Annotated in this window: 17 protein-coding genes and 1 pseudogene; 10 read left to right on the top strand and 8 right to left on the bottom strand. The window is 61.3% G+C overall.

The features are described 5' to 3' along the window. Positions 1–26 precede the first annotated feature (26 nt). The 4 genes and pseudogenes from BX592_RS33950 to zwf all read right to left on the bottom strand — a co-directional run bounded on the left by BX592_RS33950 (position 27) and on the right by zwf (position 4,372). Positions 27–188 carry a hypothetical protein gene (locus tag BX592_RS33950; protein ID WP_166676426.1) on the bottom strand — a complete coding sequence of 54 codons (162 nt, stop codon included), beginning with the start codon at positions 186–188 and terminating at the stop codon, positions 27–29. Next, complete coding sequence (locus BX592_RS22370; RefSeq protein WP_134194606.1) at positions 185–2,101, bottom strand: bifunctional transcriptional regulator/glucokinase; 1,917 nt, start codon at positions 2,099–2,101, stop codon at positions 185–187. The genes BX592_RS33950 and BX592_RS22370 overlap by 4 nt, the downstream gene beginning before the upstream one ends. After that, a pseudogene (pgl, locus tag BX592_RS22365) lies at positions 2,079–2,783 on the bottom strand (6-phosphogluconolactonase); the annotation flags it as partial. The pseudogene pgl and the gene BX592_RS22370, both read right to left, overlap by 23 nt. 128 nt (positions 2,784–2,911) lie before the next feature. Further along, entirely contained in the window at positions 2,912–4,372 is a 1,461-nt protein-coding gene (gene zwf / locus BX592_RS22360; protein WP_134194602.1) for a glucose-6-phosphate dehydrogenase, read from the bottom strand. A 511-nt stretch (positions 4,373–4,883) separates the two neighbouring features. On the opposite strand from zwf, the gene BX592_RS22355 reads away from it, so the two are divergent. The 5 genes from BX592_RS22355 to BX592_RS22335 all read left to right on the top strand — a co-directional run bounded on the left by BX592_RS22355 (position 4,884) and on the right by BX592_RS22335 (position 9,796). Further along, positions 4,884–6,131: an ABC transporter substrate-binding protein gene (locus BX592_RS22355; RefSeq protein ID WP_134194600.1), complete on the top strand. Its 1,248-nt coding sequence runs from the start codon at positions 4,884–4,886 to the stop codon at positions 6,129–6,131. Positions 6,132–6,327: 196 nt separating this feature from the next. Beyond that, positions 6,328–7,269: a carbohydrate ABC transporter permease gene (locus BX592_RS22350; protein WP_134194598.1), complete on the top strand. Its 942-nt coding sequence runs from the start codon at positions 6,328–6,330 to the stop codon at positions 7,267–7,269. Next, entirely contained in the window at positions 7,259–8,116 is an 858-nt protein-coding gene (locus BX592_RS22345) for a carbohydrate ABC transporter permease (protein WP_134194596.1), read from the top strand. The genes BX592_RS22350 and BX592_RS22345 overlap by 11 nt, the downstream gene beginning before the upstream one ends. A gap of 43 nt (positions 8,117–8,159) precedes the next feature. After that, a complete protein-coding gene (locus tag BX592_RS22340; protein ID WP_134194594.1) occupies positions 8,160–9,275 on the top strand; it encodes an ABC transporter ATP-binding protein in 1,116 nt (371 codons plus the stop codon). A gap of 170 nt (positions 9,276–9,445) precedes the next feature. Further along, complete coding sequence (locus BX592_RS22335; protein ID WP_134194592.1) at positions 9,446–9,796, top strand: hypothetical protein; 351 nt, start codon at positions 9,446–9,448, stop codon at positions 9,794–9,796. 56 nt (positions 9,797–9,852) lie between these two features. Here the strand turns inward: BX592_RS22335 and BX592_RS22330 are convergent, their stop codons facing one another. Next, positions 9,853–10,473 carry a trimeric intracellular cation channel family protein gene (locus BX592_RS22330; RefSeq protein ID WP_134194590.1) on the bottom strand — a complete coding sequence of 207 codons (621 nt, stop codon included), beginning with the start codon at positions 10,471–10,473 and terminating at the stop codon, positions 9,853–9,855. A 20-nt stretch (positions 10,474–10,493) separates the two neighbouring features. Beyond that, complete coding sequence (locus tag BX592_RS22325; protein WP_134194588.1) at positions 10,494–11,264, bottom strand: Smr/MutS family protein; 771 nt, start codon at positions 11,262–11,264, stop codon at positions 10,494–10,496. A gap of 410 nt (positions 11,265–11,674) precedes the next feature. Here BX592_RS22325 and BX592_RS22320 point away from each other — a divergent pair, with 410 nt between their 5' ends. From BX592_RS22320 to BX592_RS22305, 3 genes are all read left to right on the top strand, one after another. After that, positions 11,675–12,571: a LysR family transcriptional regulator gene (locus BX592_RS22320; protein WP_134194586.1), complete on the top strand. Its 897-nt coding sequence runs from the start codon at positions 11,675–11,677 to the stop codon at positions 12,569–12,571. A gap of 374 nt (positions 12,572–12,945) precedes the next feature. Next, on the top strand, positions 12,946–13,935 hold the full coding sequence (locus tag BX592_RS22310; protein ID WP_166676424.1) for an AraC family transcriptional regulator: 990 nt from the start codon (positions 12,946–12,948) through the stop codon (positions 13,933–13,935). Positions 13,936–14,013: 78 nt separating this feature from the next. Then, positions 14,014–14,484 carry a YaiI/YqxD family protein gene (locus BX592_RS22305; protein WP_134194580.1) on the top strand — a complete coding sequence of 157 codons (471 nt, stop codon included), beginning with the start codon at positions 14,014–14,016 and terminating at the stop codon, positions 14,482–14,484. Between the two features lie 9 nt (positions 14,485–14,493). On the opposite strand, the gene BX592_RS22300 is transcribed toward BX592_RS22305, so the two are convergent. Both BX592_RS22300 and BX592_RS22295 read right to left on the bottom strand, forming a co-directional pair. Further along, on the bottom strand, positions 14,494–15,087 hold the full coding sequence (locus BX592_RS22300) for a CBS domain-containing protein (RefSeq protein WP_134194578.1): 594 nt from the start codon (positions 15,085–15,087) through the stop codon (positions 14,494–14,496). Positions 15,088–15,259: 172 nt separating this feature from the next. Further along, positions 15,260–16,504, bottom strand: coding sequence for a DUF1479 domain-containing protein (locus tag BX592_RS22295; protein ID WP_134194576.1), 1,245 nt, complete (start codon positions 16,502–16,504; stop codon positions 15,260–15,262). 98 nt (positions 16,505–16,602) lie between these two features. Here BX592_RS22295 and BX592_RS22290 point away from each other — a divergent pair, with 98 nt between their 5' ends. Together BX592_RS22290 and BX592_RS22285 are read left to right on the top strand one after the other, a co-directional pair. Continuing rightward, positions 16,603–17,571: a helix-turn-helix domain-containing protein gene (locus BX592_RS22290; RefSeq protein ID WP_134194574.1), complete on the top strand. Its 969-nt coding sequence runs from the start codon at positions 16,603–16,605 to the stop codon at positions 17,569–17,571. Positions 17,572–17,724: 153 nt separating this feature from the next. Then, positions 17,725–23,316, top strand: a complete 5,592-nt coding sequence (locus tag BX592_RS22285; RefSeq protein ID WP_134194572.1) for an ATP-binding sensor histidine kinase — start codon at positions 17,725–17,727, stop codon at positions 23,314–23,316. Positions 23,317–23,375: the final 59 nt, after the last annotated feature.

The raw sequence follows: 23,375 nt of genomic DNA, 5'->3' as shown, positions 1-23,375 counted from the left end.
CGTGCGTGGGGAATGCATGAATCGTCTCATACGTTGGGAATCGCTGCTGTCGGGATTGCAGCTTGGCTAGCATACGGCGCGGCGGCGCTTTGCGTCGAATAATCGACGGGTAAAAAAACCGGCCTGTCCAGCGAGGCCGGTTTTTCCGTGAGATCAAACAAAAGCGAATAAATCAGCGAGCGGTTCAATCCTTCGGCGTGGCCGCCGCGCCGTGGCTGAGCCAATCGAGCACCGCACTGGTTTCTTCATCCGCACCTTCGCGCGCTTTCGCAACCGTCTCGCTCATTTCGGCATCCGGCACCGCACGGCGAATCGCGACGCCGACCGCCAGCACGTCGATCATCAGCAGATGCAAAATGCGCGAGATCATCGACAACTGCGATTCGCGAATTTCGATGTGATCGGTTTCGAGCGCAACGGTCGCGCGCTTTGCCAAAGGCGTATTGCTCGACGTAATCGCGATTACCTTCGCGCCCGCTTGCATCGCGACTTCAAGCACGCGCAGCAACTCCGGCGCGCGTCCCGACTTCGACACCGCGACAATCACATCGCCCTTGCCGAGCAACGCGGCCGACGCGGCCTGCATATACAGATCGCCATACGCGATGGTCGGAATGCCAAAGCGGAAGAACTTGTAGTGCGCGTCCTGCGCGACGATGTTCGAATTGCCGAGCCCATAAAACTCGATCCGGCGCGCACTGTTCAGCAGATCGATGGCCGTTTCGACATGCTCGAAATTCAGATGCTCGCGCAACTGAAGAATGGCGGACACGGTGTTATCGAGTACCTTCGCGCCGAAGTCGGTGGCGGTATCGCCGAGATGCACCTGGCTATGGCTGACCGGAATCGTGCCGGTCAAACCGGTCGCGAGCTTCAGTTTGAAGTCCGACAAGCCCTGGCAACCGAGCGAACGGCAGAAGCGGATCACCGTCGGCTGACTGACATCGGCCTTGCGCGCGATATCGACGATCGGATCGTTGATGATCGAGCGCGGATGATTCAACGCGAGATCCGCGACGCGCCGTTCGGCGGGCGTCAGCGCATCGCGCATTTGCCGGATGCGTTCGAATACCGCCGACGAACTGCCGCCCGCGCGATTCGACAACTGCTCCGCGAGAATCGCGGATACGCCGAGAAAGGCCGGATATTCCGCGGTAATCACGAAGGTCGGCACATTCTTCAGATAGTCTTCGAAGCGGCCTTTCGCTTCAAAGCGCTGACGGAACGACGACTTCGCAAAGAACTCGCCAAGCCGCGGCACGACCCCGCCGCCGATATAAATTCCGCCCAGCGCGCCCAGCGTCACCGCGATATTGCCGGCGAAGGTGCCGAGAATGCCGCAGAAGCAATCGAGCGTTTCGGCCGCAAGCGGATCGCCTTCGAGCCCGCGCTTCGAAATGTCCGACACATCGAGTGTCGACGCCACGCGTTTCTTGTCACGCGCAGCCAGCGCGCGATAAATCACTTCAATGCCCGGCCCTGCCGCGACACGCTCGAACGATACGTGTGACCACTTCTTGCGCGCGTACTGCAGCACGAGGTCTTCGCGTTCATCGGACGGCGCAAACGACGCGTGACCGCCTTCGCTGCCGAGCGCGATCCATCGGTCGTCGGCCGGAATCAGACCGGACACACCCATCCCGGTGCCCGGACCGAGCAGGCCGATCACGCTATTCTGCCGGCGCGTGCCGCCGCCCACCTGCACGCGCTGCGTATCGGTGAGCCCCGGCAGTGCCATCGCGAGCGCGGTGAAGTCGTTCACCACCAGCAGCGTGTCGAACCCCAGCGCACGCCGCGTCGCTTCGATCGAAAAGTGCCAATCGTGATTGGTCATGCGAACCTGGTCCCCGTCGACCGGGTTCGCAATCGCGATTGCCGCATGATTCACGCGGCCAATCTTCGTATCTTTCAAATACTTCTTGATGACGTCCGCGATGCCCGGATAGTCGGCGCAGGGATAGACCTGCACCTGGGTGATTTCACCCGGCCGGGTTTCGAGCGCGAAGCGCGCATTGGTCCCGCCGACATCGGCGAGAAGCCTCGGTCCATCGGCGTGCTGGCCCGCTTGCGGGGCAGCTTTAGTTGGCACACCAGTAGACATCGAGTCTTACCCCCTTGTCGTTTGCGAGCTGAGAAATGGCTTTTTTTTGCAGGGTCGCGGACGCTTCGTTCAACACGTCCATCTTTTTCGGTCCGGCGATCAGCAGGAACAGATGGTCGATCTTCTTCAACGCCGACATCGACCAGCTGATGCGCGCATGCGGCGCGCTGCCGGGATGCACCGCGACGAAGTGATCGGTCGTGGTGATCGCGTAATCCCATTCGGGCGCGTCGGCGAAGATCGACGCGGTGTGGCCGTCTTCGCCCATGCCGAGCACCGCGACGTTCGGCACGCGCCGTTGCGGGTCGCCGTTCAGCGCGGCGACGTGCGCTTCCAGCGTGGTCGACGTGTCGACCAGCGGCAGAAAGCGCGCGTGCGCCGCGGCGTTCTGCAGCAGCGTTTCGTGCGCGAGGCGCGAGTTGCTTGCGCTATCGGTGTCGGGCACCCAACGGTCGTCGACCAGCGTTACATCGACGAGCGACCAGTCGAACGATTCGTTGGACAACGTTTGCAGGAACGGACGCGGGCTGGTGCCGCCGGACACCGCGAGCGTCGCACGCGCACCGCTCGCGCCGGGCGCGGCAGCCTGCGCGGCGAGCGACGCGCGTAGCGCCTTGCCGACCGCGCTCGCCAGAGCGGCGGACTGCGCGCCTGGGTCGTCGAAAGCATGTAGCTGGATCATTGACTTCTCCTCCGTGCTGCTTTCTTGTTTAGTCTAGGAACAGCGTGGTGAATGACATCCCCGAACATGATAAGGATACAAAAGCATAGCGGCGCCGCGCGCTGCTGCGTGCGAGGCGCCGCCACCATTCAATTCTCTTCCTCGAGCCAGCAGGTATTGTGCTGCGCGAGCATCGCGCTGGCCGCCGCGGGACCCCAGGTGCCGGCCGCGTAGGGCTTCGGTTTCGTGCCGGAGGCCGCCCATTCGTTGAGAATCGGCTCGACCCAGCGCCATGCGGCTTCCTGTTCATCGCGACGCACGAACAGTGCGAGACGGCCGTTGATCACATCGAGCAACAGCCGCTGATACGCTTCCATCTGACCTTCGCGGAAGAACTGATCGAACGCGAGGTCCAGATGCACGCTAGACAGGTTCATCCCTTCGCCGGGCTTCTTCGCGAGACAGTACAAGCGGATCGTCTCATTCGGCTGCAGGCGGATCACCAGACGGTTCGCGCCGGCGCGCAAGGCGGTCGCGCCGAGTGCCGAATGCGGCACCGCGCGGAAGTTGACGACGATCTCCGCGATGCGGTCAGCCAGGCGCTTGCCGGTACGCAGGAAGAACGGCACGCCGGCCCAGCGCCAGTTTTCGATTTCCGCCTTCAGCGCGACGAATGTTTCGGTCGTGCTTTCGGGCCGCACACCCGCCTCGGCCGCATAGGCCGGCACCGATGCACCGCGGATCACGCCCGCATGATATTGGCCACGCACCGCGACACGGCTGATGTCGCGCGGATCGATCGGCTTCAATGCACGCAGCACACGCAGCTTCTCATCGCGGACGGAATCGGAATCCATCGAATGCGGCGGGTCCATCGCGACAATCGAAAGCAGTTGCAGCAAATGGTTCTGCACCATGTCGCGCAGCGCGCCGGTATTGTCGTAGAAATCGCCGCGCGCTTCGACGCCGAGTTCTTCGGCAATCGTGATCTGAATGCTCTCGACCCAGTCTCGACGCCACAGCGGCTCGAACAGCGCATTGCCGAAACGCAGCGCGAGCAGGTTCTGCACCGGCTCCTTGCCGAGATAGTGGTCGATCCGATAGATCTGATCTTCGGCGAAGATTTCGCCGACCGCATCGTTGATCGCATTCGACGAACGCAGGTCATAGCCGAGCGGCTTTTCAAGCACGATGCGCGAATTCTGATTGAGCCCGACCGATGCGAGCGCGCGGCAGATCGGCACGAACAGCGACGGGCCGGTCGCCAGATAGAACACGCGCGTACCGGGCAGATTCGCGACCGCATCGCGCAGCAACGCGAAGTCTTCGGGCTTGCCCAGATCGATGCCGACAAAGTCGATGCGATCGAGGAACGCGCTCCATGTGTCTTCCGCGAGATGCGCTTTCGACACATGCTCACGCACGTGTTCGTTGACCCATTGCAGATACTGTTCGCGCCCATCGATATGGCGCGCAACGGCGAAGATCTTGCCGGCCGGCGCGAGCATGCCTGCGCGATGCGCTTCATACAGTGCAGGCAGAATTTTGCGCATCGACAGATCGCCGGTGCCGCCGAACAGCACGAAGGTGAAGCTGGAATCCGTTTGCATGAGTCTCCGCGATGCCTTTCAAGGCGCTGAAAGCAGGCCGTAGTGCGATAAAATTTTTTTTGACACTGAATTGTAGTTTAACTACAATCCAAATCAAGAGGTAGCGTGCATTCGATGAAAAAAGCGTGCGGGGCCTGCGGAAATGCGCGTTTTCACCGAGTCAGCCAAGCTTCCCGGCATGTTATCGACAAATGCTTATCGATGTAGCGCGCGGCTCTGGCTGCCGCGGCATCAGGGGCTTTAGCGAACGGCATGCGGGTCGGCGCCTCGAGTCTGCAACGCGCGACGCGAGCAGGCACAAAAGCAAAAGAGGAGACGTCAAGTTGCATTCCGAGTCAATCATCTCTTGAGCATCCGCGGCCGGACATCATCGGCTAGCTAAGCGCACGAAAAAAGCGCTCGTTGGTGCCCGTTCGTCCAGTTGTTTGCCTGTTTGATTTCGACCATAACCAGCTCCCTGTCCAGCAGGGGCTCAACGTGTTTAAGTTCAGGTGTCTGGAGGAGATAAGCAATGAAATTCCGTTCGATCATGGGCGCTCTGTGCGCTGCGGGTCTGATGTGTGGCGTCTCTGTAGCGCAGGCGGCCGAGCAGGTCGAAGTGCTGCACTGGTGGACGTCGGGCGGCGAATCGAAGGCCGTCGGCGTGCTGAAGGATGATCTGCAGAAGCAGGGCTACGTCTGGAAGGACTTCGCAGTGGCCGGCGGCGCCGGCGCAGCGGCCATGACCGCACTGAAGACCCAGGTGATCTCGGGCAACGCGCCGAGCGCCGCGCAGATCAAGGGTCCGCTGATCCAGGACTGGGCATCGCAAGGCGTGCTGGTAAATATCGACTCCGTCGCCGGCGACTGGAAGAAGAACCTTCCGCCGGAAATCGACAAGATCATGCGCGCGGACGGCCACTATGTCGCCGCGCCGTTCTCGGTGCACCGCGTGAACTGGCTGTACATCAACAAGGCCGCGCTCGACAAGGCAGGCGGCAAGGTGCCGACCACGTGGCCTGAGTTCTTCGCGGTGGCCGACAAGATGAAGGCCGCGGGCATCCAGCCGATCGCAATGGGCGGCCAGCCGTGGCAGGACCTGACGCTGTGGGAAGGCGTCGTGCTGTCGCAAGGCTCGGATTTCTACAAGAAGGCGCTGGTGGACCTCGACCAGAAGACGCTGACCTCGCCGCAGATGGTTCAGGTGTTCGACACGGTCCGCAAGATCCAGGGCTACTTCGACGCAGGCCGCACCGGCCGTGACTGGAACCTCGCAACCGCAATGGTCATTAATGGCAAGGCCGGCATGCAGTTCATGGGCGACTGGGCGAAGGGCGAGTTCCTGAACGCCGGCAAGAAGTCGGGCACGGACTATATCTGCGCGGTGGTGCCGGGCACGGAAAAGGGCTACACGTTCAACGTCGACTCGTTCGTGTTCTTCCAGCAGAAGGGTCAATCGGCTGCGACGCCGGGTCAGCTCGCACTCGCGAAGACGATCATGAGCCCGGCTTTCCAGGAGCAGTTCAGCCTGTACAAGGGTTCGATCCCGGTGCGCCTCGGTGTGCCGATGGACAAGTTCGACGATTGCGCGAAGAAGTCGTACGCGGATGAGCAGACGGCGATCAAGGCCGGCGGTTATGTGCCGTCGCTGGCGCACGGCATGGCTCAGCCGGATGCGACCGCAGGTGCGATCAGCGACGTCGTGACCAAGTTCATGAACTCGCAGGAAGATTCGAAGACCGCCGTCGAAGCGCTGGCCAAGGCAGCGAAGACGAAGTAATTGGTATCTTCACGCACTAAAGTAGTGGTAGTGCAGTAGCAGAATGCCCGGAGTTGCGTTGCGTGCGTTGCATCAGCGTGCTCCGGGCAAAGACGGTTCGACGACAGTCGCGCCCTCGGCCGCTTAAGCGCCGCGTTTTTCCGGAGCTTCCGACGAAAAGCGCCGGCCCTGACGGCATAGTTCCAGGAGTCGAGTTGTGACTGCTTCTCTTAGCGGAAACGCAAAGCGCACGGTTGCCGTTGCGCGCCGCACGTCGCCGATGGCGGCACTCGCCGACCGCTGGATTCCGAAGCTGGTGTTGTCGCCCAGCGTCGTGATCAGCCTGGTCTTCGTCTACGGTTTCATTCTCGTCACCGGTTATCTGTCGCTGTCGAATTCGAAACTGTTGCCGAGTTACAAGTTCGCCGGTTTGGCGCGTTATCGCGAGTTGTTCGATAACGACGTGTTCTGGACGTCCGCGAAAAATCTCGGCTGGTTCGGCATTCCGTTCATTGGTATCTGCATCGGCCTCGGGCTGTTGCTGGCTATTCTGCTCGACCAGAAGATCCGCAACGAAGGCGCGTTGCGCGCGGTGTTCCTGTATCCGATGGCGCTGTCGTTCATCGTGACGGGTACCGCGTGGCAGTGGATTCTCAACCCGGACCTCGGCTTCCAGAAGGTGCTGAACGACTGGGGCTGGACGAGCTTCTCGTTCGGCTGGCTCGGCGACCCGGACCGGGCGATTTTCTGCGTGGTGATCGCGGCGGTCTGGCAATCGACGGGCTTTGTGATGGCGTTGTTCCTCGCCGGATTGCGCGGCGTGGACAGCGAGATTTTCAAGGCCGCGCAAGTGGATGGCGCGACGCTGCCGACCATTTACCGGAAGATTGTGATTCCGAGCATGCGCCCGGTGTTTTTCTCGGTGCTGCTCATCCTGTGTCACATCACGATCAAGACCTTTGACCTGGTCGTCGCGTTGACGGCGGGCGGGCCGGGCACCTCATCGTCGTTGCCGGCGATGTTCATGTACACGTTTTCGTTCAACCGCGGGCAGCTGGGTGTGGGTGCGGCATCGTCGATGATGATGCTGGCGACGGTGGTCGCCGTGCTGGTGCCGCTGATGTATCTGGAATCGCGAGGTACCCGCAATGCAGCCTAAGATGAACATCAGCCGCGCGGTCATTTACGCGGCGCTGATTCTGTTTGCGCTTTACTTCCTGTTCCCGCTGTACGTGATGCTGTCGACGTCGTTCAAGGATATCGACCAGCTGCGCAGCGGCAACCTGCTGACGCCGCCGACGCACTGGACCTTCGCGCCGTGGGTGAAGGCGTGGAGCGAGGCCTGTACGGGCGTGCGATGCGACGGCATGCAACCGTTCTTCATGAACTCGGTGCGAATGGTGATTCCGGCGGTGCTGATCTCGTCGATCATCGGCGCGTTCAACGGTTACGTGCTGACGCACTGGCGCTTCCGTGGCGCGGACGCGATTTTCACGATGCTGCTGGTCGGCTGCTTTATTCCGTTCCAGGCCATTCTGCTGCCAATGGCGCGCGTACAAGGCTACTTCGGCCTGTCGAATACGACGACTGGGCTGGTGGTCGTGCACGTGGTGTACGGCATTGCGTTCACGACGATGTTCTTCCGCAACTTCTACGTGAGCATCCCGGCGGAACTGGTGAAAGCGGCGCGCATCGACGGCGCGGGCTTTTTCATGATCTTCTCGAAGATTCTGCTGCCCGTGTCGCTGCCGATTTTCATGGTGTGCCTGATCTGGCAGTTCACGCAGATCTGGAATGACTTTCTGTTCGGTATCGTGTTTTCGGGCGTCGATTCGATGCCGATCACGGTGGCGTTGAACAACCTCGTGAACACGTCGACCGGTGTGAAGGAATACAACGTCGACATGGCAGGCGCGATTATCGCGGCGCTGCCGACGCTGCTGGTTTATGTGATCGCCGGCCGCTATTTCGTGCGCGGCCTGACAGCGGGCGCGGTGAAGGGTTAACGAAAGTTAAATGAGCAGGTTCAGAGACTAGAGGATTCACAGCATGGCAAGCCTTTCCATCCGTGACGTGTACAAGACCTACCCGAATGGGGTGCCGGTCTTGAAGGGTGTCAACATCGACATCGAAGATGGTCAGTTCCTTATTCTGGTCGGTGGGTCGGGATGCGGGAAGTCGACGCTGCTCAATATGATCGCCGGCCTCGAGACCGTGACCAAGGGCGAGATCCAGATTGATGGCAAGACTGTCAATAATCTGTCGCCGAAGGATCGCGACATCGCGATGGTGTTCCAGTCGTATGCGTTGTACCCGTCGATGACGGTGCGCGACAACATTTCGTTCGGGCTGAATATCCGCAAGGTGCCGAAGAGCGAGCAGACGCAGATTGTCGATCGCGTATCGAGCATGCTGCAGATCCAGCATCTGCTCGATCGCAAGCCGGGGCAGCTTTCCGGCGGTCAGCGGCAACGCGTGGCGATGGGCCGCGCATTGGCGCGCGACCCGGTGATGTTCCTGTTCGATGAGCCTTTGTCGAACCTCGATGCGAAGCTGCGTATCGAGATGCGTTCGGAGATCAAGCTGCTGCATCAGCGCCTGGGTACGACCATCGTCTATGTGACGCACGATCAGATCGAAGCGATGACGCTCGGCGATCGTATCGCGGTGATGAAGGACGGCATCGTGCAGCAGTTCGGCGCGCCGCAGGAAATTTATGATTCACCGTCCAATCTGTTTGTTGCCGGGTTTATTGGCGCGCCGCCGATGAACTTCATTCAAGGCAAGGTGGTGGAGCAGGGATCGGGTGTCGGAATGGAACTCGATACCGGCGTGAAGAAGACGGTGCTCAATCTGCCGTTCGATGGGAAGGTGCGTTCGCATATCGGCAAGGAAGTGGTGCTGGGCTTGCGGCCGGAGCGCATTACCGATCCGCGGCATGCTCACGATACGGCGGATGGAAAATTGCAGCAGGTCGAGGTCAAGGTCGATGTGATCGAGCCGACCGGGCCGGATACGCTGGTGTTTGCGCAAGTGAATGGCAAACGCATCGTGAGCCGTGTGCACCCGGGCGCGAATCCGCAGCCTGAGCAGACGATGTCGTTGCTGTTCGATGTTTCCAAAGCGGTGCTGTTCGACCCGGCGACGGAAGAGCGGATTGCTTAAGGACTGGTGCTGATGGTTTGCTCAAAGGCCCTATGCGTTTGATCAGCGCTTAGGGCCTTTTTTGTTGTGTCAACGGCCGGTTTCGACACGATTCCGGTCTTTCTTGCCATTGCCCGCTTACCGGTATCCACGCGTGCCGGGCGATTAGTCAGCATTTCGGAGATTGCACCATGACGTCTAACTCTTCGGTTCCCAAGAAGCCTCTGTCGCAGAAGCGCGTCGATCTGCTCGCAGCCCTTTTGCAGGAAGCGCTGCTCACCGGACGCCGGCATCTCCATCAGTTTTCGCAGCTGTCGTCGCTGGCTCGCGCGATCGAAAGCCTCGACACACCGTCGATCGATCGGGCGCGCTTCCTCACGCTGCTTCGCGAACTCGCGACGGACGCCGAGGCGCAGGCGCAGATCGATGTCGATATGTTCGAAAGCCTGCTGGGCGGACGGATGATGAAGCGCAAAGCCGAGCAGGAGGCGCAATTGCGCAAGGACGTTTTTGTGGTCGAGGCGGGGACGACCCGGCATTGATTCAATCGATTGGCGGCCGGGCAGCCGCCGCCCATCCGCTTTTCGCGTTGCCGTCGTCAATGCGGCAGGCGGATGTCGTATTTGAACGTGACTAACCGCGCCAGCAGGATGAAGAGCGTCGCGATTAGCACGCTATAGACGGTGTCGAACTCGATGTGCTCGAGAAATACATAAAGCAGGCAGCCCGCGAACGCACAGGTTGCGTACGGGCGCGAGTCGCGCAGGATTAGCGGGACTTCGTTGCAAAGCACATCGCGGATCACCCCGCCAAAGACACCGGTTGTGACGCCCATCATGGCCGCGGTGAACCACGGCAACTGGGCATCGAGCGCTAGCGATGTACCGGAAACGCTAAAGAGGCCGAGCCCGATCGCATCGGCGACCAGAAGCACGCGTTCGGAGAAAAGGCCGGAAGCGGCCTTGAGCAGCATCGGCGAGAAGAACGACACCGCAAACAGCGCGATCACATACGGTTGGTGTTCGACCCAGTAGAACGGGCGGCGCTCCAGCAAGATGTCTCGTACGGTGCCACCGCCGAACGCAGTGGCCATTGCGACGAGAAATGTTCCAATCGGATCGAGACGGCGCGCGCGGGCTTCGATAAAGCCGGAAATCGCGTACGCGAGAATCGCGATTGCCTCCATCGCGGATAGGGCCAACGTGAGTCGCGGGTGCATGGGGAATGGTTTGGGGCGTTCTAGTTTTTGGGTTGGGGCGGGGTCGCACCGGGCTGTAGCAGAACCAGCACGGCGCCTGCGCCGCCGTCGTGCGGTCTGGCCTGGCAAAAGGCAATCACTTCTTCCTTTTGCACTAGCCACGCGCGTACTTTGCCTTTAAGGACCGGTTCCTTTCCAATGGACCCGAGGCCCTTACCGTGGATCACTCTAAGACAGCGCAAGCCGCGCTTGCTTGAGTCGCGGATAAATTCCGCGAGTGCATCTCGCGCTTCGTCTCTGCGCATGCCGTGCAAATCGAGTTGCGCCTGAACGATCCACGCGCCGCGCCGCAATTTGCGAACGACTTCCTGGTTGATGCCGGGGCGGTGATAGAACAGCGATTCGTCCGTGTCGAGCAGCATCTCCGGGTCGAATTCGTCGGAGATCGCTTCGTTTAGCACCGCCGCTTCGTCAAGTCGCGTTTGCAGAGGAAGCGGCACAGGTGGCGTGCGAGACAAGCTCGCGCGCGGTTTGGTGCCGAGTGGGGTGACTTCGCCGAGTTCCCGGCGGAATTGCTCAGCGTCCGCGTCGGCAGCGCGTTTGGCTTTTTTCGCCCGAGCGGTTTCCTGTTCACGGCGCTGTGCGTCACCTTTGAGCGCGTCGCGCAACGTGCGCAAGTCGGCCAGTCCAGCGCCGCGCGTGAGCGTCGGTTCGATCGGCCGGGGTCGGTCGGCCTCCACCGGAGCAGGCGCTGAGACGCGCGCGTTCGCTTTGGGCTTGGGGTCGCTCGGATGCGGGCGGTTCTTTGGCATGGCGTGGGAACAGGAAGAAAACGGCAGGTCCGTCGACGCGGAACGTTAGCAGGAATTTTATCCGTCATCGTCGGGCGAGTCTTGCTGGACGAAATGGATCCGGGCGACTGCCACCTCGGTCTGCGCGGGCAAGGACACGCATCCGTTTCATCGTCGCCACGCGCAGCCCGATCGGGTCACACTGCGACCCCGCGCGCGCCACTGGCGGGCCTGCGGACAAGGTCGCTTCAATTTGACCGCCGATCCGATATATTTCCGACGAAATCGGTTCTGTGCAATGCGAGATATCGTCTATCGATATGCCGACGCAAAAATGTCTTCGGGGCATGTTGTATCCCTATGACTGCACGGAGACTTCGTCTGGTGGCCACGGATAGGGAACCGCATCCCCCGTTGCACAGGAGAACACGATGAGCATCGAACTCGGCGACATGCGCTTTTTTGTCGAGGCATTGCGTCAGGGAAGCCTGACCAAGGCGGCTCTGCAGCTCGATATTCCGAAGTCGTCCGGAAGCCGGCGTATCAAGAAGATGGAGGAGGAGCTCGGCGTTCAGCTGCTCAAGCGAAACACGCGCAAGCTGTATCCGACCGAAATCGGTAAAGCCTATTTCGAGCGGTGCGCGCGCGTGATCGACGAGATCGCGGCAGCCGAACAGATGGTCAGCGAACAGCGCCGGTCGCCAGGCGGACCACTGCGCATCGCCGTTCCATCCGAACTCGGCGCGCTTCGCTATGCCGCGTGGTTCACGGAATTTATTTCGCTGCATCCGGACATCACGATGGAGATCCATGCGGGCGCTGGCAGCCGGCTCGTGGAACTCATTGCAAGCGACGTCGACGTATGGATCAAGACCGGCGACGTGCAGGATTCGGGCCTCGTCGTGCGCCGGCTTTGCGTGCTCAAGCGCTCTGTCTATGCAAGTCCTGCCTATCTGGAACAGCGTCGCTTCCCTGAGCATCCACACGATCTCAATGCACACAACTGCCTGATGCTTGGCGATCAGCCCAACTCGAGCGAGCGTTGGTCCTTCTCGCGCGACAGTGAACAACTGACCCTTGATGTGTCCGGAAACGTGTGGGTGAACAGCCTCGCGATACTGCGCCAACTGACGTTGTCCGGCCTCGGCCTCGCGCTGTTGCCCGATGTCCAGGTGGAAGACGATGTGAATCGTCACGCACTCGTGAAGACAATGTCCGACTGGATCCCGGAGGGGATCGAAGTCAATCTGCTGATGCCGCACCGCGCGCTGTTGCCTGCGCGCATTCGTGCCTTTGTCGACTTCTTCACGACGAAGCCGCACGAGTAACGCAGTGCGTTATCCGAAGCGGTGGCATTTGTGCTCAACGACGAACAGTCTGTACCGCTCGATGCACGCCTGTTCGGGCGCTTTGATCGCATACTGTTTTCGTATGTTGAGCCCACACGAATTTTCGACTTTACTTCTGGTCCGCGATGCGCCCGACCAGCTCGATACGACTTGCAGCAACCTTTCTGCATTGCTTGAGAGGCAGCTAATCATCTTCGAAAAGTCGAACAATGGGCAAGAACGCCCACTAGCGACTGCAAACGGACGATCGCTGCTATGCGCGTTAGGCGCGCATGACCGTACGTGCTGTACCGGGTCTCGCGCCCGTCGCTATGCAGGCATCGAAGCAATGGTTAATTTCAGGAAAGCTAACGATGGAAATGCACCCGTGTTTCAAGGATCATAAGTGGAATGCAACGCCGATAACGCGTCACGCGTGGATCAACGCAATATCGAAGCAAGGCTGGAACTGTAAGTTCGACGCGTCCCGCCGCGGCCCGTCGACTATCGACATGGCGCAGGCGGGGCAGACAGGCATCGTCAACATCGACGTTGCGTGGCAGTCGGTATCGCCTGTCCTGCATCGCATCAGTGCGCCATGGAACGGTGATCGACTGATCGTGAAGGTCGTGAAGAGCGGCACGCTGCGAATCGAACAAAGCGGACAGACAGCGACGTTTAAGCCCGGCGATGTCGTCGTACTCGATCCGCAACATATGTTCAACGAGTTCGTGTGCGAACCGGTTCGCATGTCCGCGCTGTGCGTCCCCAAAGACGCGTTGCGCGAACGCGGACTTCGCCACCGCTTTCCGTTAGCGTTTCGTCCGGATCCGGCATCGGCGGATGTCGGTGCGGTACGCGAATTCGTATTGAATCTGACCTCGCAAGCCGGCAAGGCAAGCGACCCACTGCTTGCACGTCTGGCCGAGCAGTGCCTCGATCTGATGGATGTGCTGGTTAGCGATCGCGGAACGCGCGCCTCGGAACGCGCGAGCGTCGCGACGGTGCTGCGTGCAAAGCAGGTTATCGCGCGCCACATCGGCGACAGGAGACTGAGCCCTGCGCGAATTGCGGCCGAGTTGAACATGTCGACCAGCAGCCTGCTGCGCGCACTGAAAGCGAAAGGGCTGTCGCCGATGCGCTATGCGTGGTCACTGCGGCTGGAGCATGCGGCACGGCTGCTTGGCGGCGCGCCGCACGGCGCCATTCAGGAAGTCGCGTACCAGTGCGGTTTCGAAAGCACGTCGCATTTTAGCCGCGCGTTCAAGGAGCGCTACGGAATGACGCCGCGTGAGTATGCGGCGAGCCAGCACGCGGCGGCCGTTGACGCGCTCGAAGGACGCACGTCGCGCGCGCGCTCCTGAGTGTTGCCGGAATTTCACCGGGCCATTTGCGGCTCCATGTGATATACAAGCGTCTTCTAATGCTTTGGAACTGCTTGCATGCAAGTGCTCGTCGATGCTGATGCTTGCCCTGTCGTCATCAAGGAGATGCTATTCCGGGCTGCGCGGCGTGCTGAAGTCCAGGTGACGTTGGTTGCGAACCAATATTTACGTACGCCACCGTCTCCGTATATCAAATCGATTCAGGTACCGGCGGGCATTGACGCAGCCGATGCCCGTATCGTTGAACTGGTCATGTCGGGCGACCTCGTGATTACCGCAGATATACCGCTTGCCGCCGCGGCACTCGACAAAGGCGCACAGGTGCTCGATCCGCGCGGAGTCTGGTTCACGCGCGAAAACATTCAGGAACGCCTGACGATGCGCGATGTGATGGATCAACTGCGCAGTGCGGGCATCGATACCGGGGGTCCCGCCCCGTTCAGCGCGCGGGACAGCAAGGCTTTTGCCAGTCAACTCGACCGGTTTCTTGCGCTGCACGGCGCGCGGCATCGTGGGACGCAGCAGTAGGCGTACCTGTTACCGCATCGGGTTCAGTTCGCACATGATCGCGAAAAGATCCGACTGGGTCAGCATGCCGACGATCCTGCGATCACGATCGATGACGGGCAGATGATGATGCCCCCTCGCCATAAATAGCCGAACCACGTCCGTTAGCTTCATATCTGAGCTCACGGTGGCGACGGAGCTGGACATCACGCTCTCGACAGCATCTGTGCCGTTGGGCAGTGGCGATTCGTCGCCAACGGCCCGCAAATGGCCAACGACGCGCCGCAAATCCGAGTGGCTCACAACGCCCAGAAGATGGCCGGATGCATCGATAACCGGAAGCAGCTTGAAACGATAGCGGGCCAGTAGGGTTTGCGCGTACTCCTTTGTATCGTCGGCCCTGACGGTGATGACAGGCGCGCGCATCACGTCGGCACAGGTGAGCTCCAGCAGGCCATGCAGTACGGACTGGCGCCGCAACTCCGCGAGCACCGCCGACTGCGCTCGCTCGCCTGCGGCGTTTCCATTGTTCGGGTTGTGGGTTTTTACCGACGCGTGCTGAAACGGCATTTTGCCAACCAGGCGTCGACCGGGATAGCGAAAGGTCATCGTCTTCGTCCCCATGGTTGATTTTCGATGCAGTCATGCGCTGTGCGGCGCAGCAAAACATGCGCGCCAATAACTAGTTTGCAGACCGATGGGAAGCGATGCGATTAGCAATTTCCCGATGCCGGTCGATGCGAGCTGCGTCGCATTGTCGCGCAGGGGAAATCGCGCCACCGTTGCCCTGTATTGCTCACAGGTCAAAACCCATCTGCACACGCCCAAGCGCCGTGAGGTCTTCTGCCGTTGCGCGGCCAACGAAGTCCACTTCGAAATGATCCGTGGGAAAGTCCGGTGGACTCATGCCTTCAATGAAACTCGGCCGCTGCCGCTTCAGGTACGCATCGTTTTTCGCACACGCCGGCACGGATGCGATGTACATCACATTGCTATAGCCGTTGCCGCGGTGCGCGTCTTCGACTGCATGAATCACGTCGCTATGCCAGAACACGGCGTCGCCGGCTTGCATGAGCGGAATAGAAGACAGCGCATGAAACAGCGGCGCGTGATATTCGGATTTGATCGACAGCGCGCGACCCGGCATCGCCCCGCACAGGTCGTCGTCAGCCACGTCATCCTGCAACGCGCGCAAAAGGATGTAGGCCATCGCGTTCGCGATCGGCACCAGCTGCAGGGTCCCGTCGCCGGGGCCTTGCGGCGTTAGCGCCGTCCATCCTTGAAACGTGCGGAACATCGAGCACACGGCCGGCGAAGGAATCTCCTCGACTTCGGTGCGCCACGCTGCATCGAACGGATCGTAATCGCGCCAGTTGCCGGCGAACACGTGGCGATACACGTTGCGAAAATTCGACTCGATCCATCGCTCGACCGAGCCGCCGTCACAGTGCGCGGACAAACCCAGCGACGCCGAACCAGGCGGCCGGCGGCGCAGGCGGTCCGCATAGACCGGAACATGGTCCGGATCGAAATGCACCCGGCCTTCGCTTTCGGTGCGCCACAGACGATTGAGGAACACGCGCGTCTGCGTGAGTTCGGGCGATTGGCGCGCGAGCACCTGCGGCCGCGACCAGTACACGCCGTAAATCTGCGGCTTGCTGGACGCGAGCTGTCCAAAATATTTGTCTTCCGCCCGGTTCAGCAACCTGGCGTCGAGGTTGTTTCGCTCGACATACTCGGCGATGTCGTTGTCCCATTGCTCGACGAGCGATCGCTCGAATACGTTGCGGATCACACAGGCGCCTCGCGATTTGACGAGCGCAATCTGCTGTTCGCTGACCCGGTTCGCGACAATGTCGTCGAACCGGATTTCCGGAATCACGGATTCGCCACGCTCGCGTAGCGTCGCGAGATGCTGCGCTTGCTGTGTCATCGCCGCTTCCATCTCGGCGAACACTTCGCGGTAGTTGGGCAGCATCGCGCGAAGCTGTCGCTTCGCGGTGCGAATCGCCGCCGGCAGGTCATCGATTTGCAGTGCCATTTGATGGTCTCCGTGTGACGTGTCAGATACATCGCAGCGTACGCGACGCACGTGCATCTGAGTGATACTATCCGGTCAAAGATTCCTTGTTTCAGGACATGAAAGCCGCTTACGAACGTGTCGATTTTGGCGAGGATTGTTCGGTCAGGGTCTACCATCGCCTGCTGCGCCGCATCCCTTTTGAATGGCACCACCATCCGGAATACGAGCTCACGCTGACGACGAACAGTCAGGGCAAGCGGTACATCGGCGATTCGGTCGCGTCGTATGGCGCGGACGATCTGGTGCTGGTGCCGCCCAATCTGCCGCATACATGGGCGTCGAACCGCTCGATCGATGACGAAGCGCCGCAAGTCGCAATCGTCATATGGTTCGATGGCGCGTGGCTGCGCCGACTCGCCGATGTCTGCCCGGAATACGTCGGCTTGTGCGATCTGCTGCGACGAGCCGCATGCGGACTCGCGTTCGAACACGGCGCTGGCGCGCTGATGCGGCCGCATCTTGAACGCCTGCTGGCGGATAAACCCCAGGTGCGGCTACAGGCTGTGCTGGAGGTCCTCGATCTTCTCTCTGAACTTCCGGCAACACCGCTCGCATCTCCGAGTGCATTTGATGCACAAACCGGCGCGGCAAGCGGCCATGAACCGGACCAGATCAATCGCGTGCTTGCGCTGATAGAGACGCAATTTGCGCGTCCGCTGCGCCTTTCCGCGCTCGCGAAGGCGGCCGGTCTGTCGGAGCGCTCGCTAACCCGCCATTTCACGCGACATTTAGGGGAGAGCGTCGGCCGATACATTACGCGTGTGCGCATTGGACATGCGTGCCGGATGCTGACCGATACACGCGTGCCAATATCCGTGATCGCATCGCGCTCGGGCTTCCCGAACCTCGCGAATTTCAACCGCCTGTTCAAGAGCGCCAAAAGCATGACGCCTGTCGAATTCAGGCAGCAGTTCAGCGGAGCACGTCATGCGGGCGACGCAATGTCGCCGCGACTGACAGAACGTTCCCCGTCTCTGCAGAAGCTCGAAAAACATCGAAGAAAGCAGGAGCATCCAGACACTTGACTGATTGACGACCGACTAGACTAGTCATCAAGTCGTTGCGGACACCCAGGTGACGATACTGGCCAGCACGCATCCGGACCTGCCTTTTGGGCAATATGGGGAACGCAACGCACAGGTCTCGCCGTAGTCGCTAGCGGAACAAAGGGGGACGCAATGACCATCGCGAACTGTCAGATCAATGACCGGATCGGCGCGACAGCGAGCGCGGACCTCTATCGCGGCCGCCTGACGGATGGAACGTCAGTGCTGGTGAAGCTGGCCGCGGACTATGCCGACCCGGCCCAATCCGCTCGTCTGAAGCGCGAATACCAGCTGCTGCAATCGTTGGATGTCGCGGGTATTGCGAAACCGCTTGCGCTGATCGATGAGCGTGGCCGTTCCGCGCTGGTCCTCGAGGACTTCGCAGGGGAGTCGCTTGAGATTCATCTGGATCAGCAGCCGCGCCTGGACCTCGCGCTTTGCCTGCGCATCGGTCAGCATCTGGCCGACGCGTTGGCGGGCATCGACGTCGCGCGGGTGATCCATCGCGATATCCGGCCTGCCAATATCCTGTTCGAGCCCGAGACCGGCAAGGTCCTGATGGTCGACTTCAGTATGGCGACCGCGGAGGAATCGAGCGCCGTCTCCGCACAAGACGCCACCGCTTGCGCAGGCGATTGGGCTTACGTGTCCCCTGAGCAAACGGGCCGCATGAATCGTCAGGTCGACTACCGGACCGACTGCTATTCGATGGGCGTGTTGCTCTATCGGATGCTAAGCGGCCAGTTGCCCTTTCAGGCAAACGATCCGCTCGAATGGACGCATTGCCATATCGCCCGTGTGCCGGTTCCGCCGGCCGGGATCGCACCCGACGTGCCGCGACCGGTATCGGACATCGTGATGAAGTTGCTGGCCAAGCTACCGGAAGACCGTTATCAAAGTGCGCAGGGTCTGCGCGCCGACCTTGACCAGTGTCTCGCGCAATGGCTAGCAGCGGGCCGCATCGACGCGTTTGCGCTGGGCGCCGAAGATGTCCCGGCACGCTTCCAGGTGCCGCACAAACTGTACGGGCGCGACGCGGAAGCGGGGCGTCTGTTCGGCGCGTTCGAGCAGATGGTCGCCACCGGACAGGCCGCGCTGGCGACCGTGTCGGGATACTCGGGCATCGGCAAGTCGACGCTGGTCGACGCAGTACGCAAGCCGATCTTCGCGAAGCATGGCTATTTCATTGCGGGCAAGTTCGATCAGTACCAGCGCGATGTGCCGTATGCGACGCTCACGCAGGCTTTTCGCGAACTGGTGCAGCAACTGCTCGCCGAAAGCGAGGCGCGGGTCGCCGGATGGCGTCAACAGATCCAGGCGGCAGTCGGTGTCAACGGCCAGCTTATCGTCGACGTACTGCCGCAGGTCGAGCTGATTATCGGTCCGCAACCGCCGGTGACCGCGTTGCCGCCGACCGACGCGCAGAACCGGTTCCGCATGGTGTTCCGGCAATTCGTCACGGTGTTTACGAGCGAGGACCATCCGCTAGTCCTGTTCCTCGACGACCTGCAATGGATCGATGCGGCGAGCCTTGCTTTGATCGAGCATCTGCTCACGCACCCGGACACGCGCTATCTGCTATTGATCGGCGCATACCGCGATAATGAAGTGAGCGCCGCGCATCCGTTAATGACGGTGTTCGCGACGATCCGCGACAGCGGCGCGCCGGTTATCGACGTCAGGCTCGCGCCGCTGACGGACGTCCATCTGAATCAGCTGGTGGCCGACACGCTTCATGCGTCGCCTGTCACCTATGAGCCGCTGACGCGGCTCGTCTGCGAGCGCACCCAGGGTAACCCGTTCTTCTTTATCCAGTTTCTCGATGCGCTCCACAAGGAGGGCCTGTTGCGGCGCGACGCGCAGCAGCGTGGCTGGCAGTGGGACCTCGCACAGATCAATGCGAGGGACTTTGCCGACAACGTCGTCGACCTGATGGTGGACAAGCTGCGGCAACTGCCACGCGCCGCGCAACAAACACTGCAGTTGGCCGCGTGCCTGGGCAACACGTTCGATTTGCGGCATCTCGCGCTCGTCAGCGGGCATGCCGCGACGCAGGACCGGCACGGCTTGAGTCTCTCCGAGTCCGAGCAAGGTCTGGCCACGGCCGTGCGCGCCAGCTTGATCGTTTGCAGCAACGGCACCGGCAAGTTTCTGCATGACCGGATCCAGCAGGCTGCCTACTCGCTGATCCCCGAAGCGGACCGTGCCGAAGCGCACCTGCGCATCGGCCGCACCCTGCTGGCGAATCTCAACGCGGAAGAACTCGCCGAGCACGTGTTCGACGTCGCGAACCAGTACAACCGGGGCGCGGCGCTTGTGATCGGGCGCGACGAGAAAGCGCAGGTGGCGGCGCTCGATCTGCGTGCGGGGCACCGGGCCAAAGTGTCGGCAGCGTACGCGTCGGCGAGCGTTTATCTGGCAGCCGGTATCGCATTGTTCGACGACAGCGATTGGGACACTCAGTATCGGCTGATGTTCAGCCTGCGCCTCGAGCGCGCGGAGTGCGCGTATCTGACCGGCGAGTTCGCTCAGGCCGAGCAGCTGATCGCGGAGCTACTGCAGCGTGGCGCATCGAAAATCGATGTGGCGGCTGTCTATGAACGCAAGGTGCTGCTGCATATCGTGAAGTCGGAGAATCCGCTGGCGGTCGATCACGGGCTCACGTGCCTGCGACTGTTCGGTATCGACTTTCCCGCGCATCCGACCCAGCAACAGGTCGAGGCCGAATATGACACGGTATGGCGCAATCTCGGCGAGCAGCCGATTGAGAGCCTGATCGACCTTCCGCTGATGACCGATCCGGAACTGCAGACCACGATGCGTCTCTTTTCGACGCTGCTAGAAGCCGCGTACATCACCGACGTCCATCTGTTTTGCCTGCTGTTGTGCCGCATGGTGAACATTAGCGTGCATCATGGGACGAGCGGCAATTGCGCGCATGCGTGCGGTTTTCTGGGCTTCACGCTTGGGCCGGTGTTTCGCCGCTACCGCGACGGTTATCGTTTCGCGCGAGTCGGATATGACCTCGCGGAAAAGCACAGCTTCGTCGCTTACCGCGCGATGGTCCAGCACTCGATGGGACGGGTTTGCGTGTGGACCGAGCCGGTCGGCGATGCGATCGAGTTTCACCGGGCCGCCGTTCGTTCCGCGATCGAGACAGGGACGCTGACGTTCGCTTGCTACAGCACGTTTCAGATCAACACGACCCTGCTGCTGCGCAACGATCCGCTCGATGCGGTGTGGCGCGAGTCGCAGAGCGGTCTCGACTTCGTGCGAAAAGCCCGGTTTCGCGACATCGAAGACGTGATCGTCGCTCAGCAACGCCTGATCGCGGCACTGCAGGGCCGGACCGCGAACCTCGCCACGTTTAGCGACGCGCAGTTCGACGAGGCCGCGTTCGAGGCGCAGCTAACCGACGACCGCATGACGATGATGATTTGCTGGTACTGGGTCACCAAGCTGCAAGCGCGGTTTCTGGCGGGCGATTACGCGGCCGCACTTGCCGCGTCCAAACAGGCGGAACCGCGTTTGTGGGCGCTCTTCGATCAGGTCGAGCTGGTCGAGTACTTTTACTACACCGCGCTGACGGTAGCGGCGCTTTTTGAAAGCGCGCCGTCCGGCGGGCAGCGCGCGTGGCGTGAACTGCTCAGCTCCCATGAGGAGCAACTGCGCGCGTGGGCGAACACGCATCCGCCGACTTACGCCGGCAGGCATGCGTTGGTGTTGGCCGAGATCGCCCGCATCGAAGGGCGCGATAGCGATGCAATGGGTCTATACGAGAGGGCGATTGCTTCAGGGCGCGAGCACGGCTTCACGCTGAACGAAGGTGTCGCGCACGAACTGGCCGCGGGATTATGTGTGGCGCGCGGATGGGCGACCGCTGCGCGCGCGCACCTTGACGAGGCGCGCGGTTGTTTCGCGCGTTTGGGCGCGCATGGCAAAGTCGCGCAACTCGACGCGCGGATGTCGCCGTTGCGCGAAGCGTCGGTATCGCATGCGACTGCGCCCGGCGATGGCGCGCAACTGGACCTGCTGTCGGTGACCAAAGCGTCGCAGGCGATCTCCGGTCAAATCGTGCTCGAGGACCTGATCGATACGTTGATGCATATCCTGCTCGAAACCGCGGGTGCGCAGACTGGTCAGTTGCTGCTCGTGCGCGACGAGCGCGCGGACCTCGTGGCCGAGGCGAGCGTCGAGCAGAAAGCGATTCATGTGCGGCAATACCTGAACCCGCCCGCGCCCGCGGCATCACTCCCCCAGTCGGCCGCGCGCGGGCCGGATTGGCCAGGCTCGATCGTCAACTACGTGCAGCGCAGCCAGGAGCGGGTGTTGCTCGACGACGCGACACAAGCCAACCCCTTTTCGGCGGACGACCATGTGGTCAGCCGACAGCCGAAGTCCGTGTTGTGCCTGCCGTTGATGCGGCGCTCCGCGTTGATTGGGCTGCTGTATCTGGAGAACAATCTGGCCACCCGCGCGTTCACGCCGGAGCGTGTGAGCGTGCTCGAACTGCTGGCTTCGCAGGCCGCTATCACGCTGGAGAATGCCCGCTTGTACCGCGATCTCGCGGAACGCGAAGCGCGGATCCGGCGCCTCGTCGATGCCAACATTGTCGGGATCATCATCTTCGATCTTGACGGGCGCATCCTGGAGGCCAATGAAGCGTTTCTTCGCATGGTCGGCCATGACCGCGAAGACCTGGTATCCGGGCGGATGCGCTGGACGGACCTGACGCCGCCAGAATGGCGGGACAGCGACGTTCAGCGCACCGAGCAGCTTAAGACAACGGGAATATTGCAGCCCTTCGAAAAGGAATACTTCAGGAAGGACAGCAGCCGCGTGCCGGTGCTGATCGGTCTCGCGATGTTCGAAGCAGCGCGCAGCGAAGGTGTCGGGTTCGTACTCGATCTGACCGGGCGCAAACGGGCCGAAGCGCAAGCGCGCGTGAGCGAGCGGCGCTATCGCGAAGTACAGATGGAACTCGCGCACCTGAACCGCGCGGCGACGATGGGGCAACTGACCGCATCGATCGCTCATGAAGTGCAGCAACCGATCTCCGCGACGGCAACGTACGCATCCGCTGCGTTACGCTGGCTGGACGCAAAGCCGGCAAATGTCGAGGAGGTCAGGCAGGCGCTCGAGTACATCGTCAATGAGGCGATGCGGGCCGGCGGCATCGTGAGCGGCATTCGCAATCTGGTCAAGAAAGCGCCGCCGCGCAAGGACCAGGTGGACATCAACGAGGCGGTGCGCGAAGTAATCGAGCTGACGCAGGGCGAAGCGGCGAAGCACGAAGTCTCGGTACTGACGGTGCTCGGCGACGGGCTGCCGCCGGTGCTCGGAGATCGCGTGCAGTTGCAGCAGGTGATGCTCAACCTGATCGTCAATGCGATTGAAGCGATGAGCGCGCGCGGCGTCGGATTGCGCGAATTGCAGATCAGCACCGCTGTGGACACATCGAATGACGTGACGATCGCTGTACGGGATTCTGGCCCGGGACTGCCGCCGGTGGAGGTCACGCGCCTCTTCGATCCGTTCTACACGACGAAGCAGAATGGCCTCGGCATGGGTTTGTCGATTTGCCGTGCGATCGCCGAGGCGCACGGCGGCCGGCTGTGCGCGAGCGCGAACGCGCCGCATGGCGCTATTTTTCGACTCGTTCTGCCGCGCGGGGAGATCGCACGCGCGCCGTCGAGCGAGGACGAGGGGCTGCCGGTGGCGTGACGCGGTCAGCGCATCCCGGTGACCGTTCAGACCGTTCTACACAGTCGTTCCGCAACGCA

The organism is Paraburkholderia rhizosphaerae, from assembly GCF_004366595.1.
In the GTDB taxonomy this organism is placed as follows: Bacteria; Pseudomonadota; Gammaproteobacteria; order Burkholderiales; family Burkholderiaceae; genus Paraburkholderia; species Paraburkholderia rhizosphaerae.
This window is presented reverse-complemented; position numbering and strand designations above follow the sequence as displayed.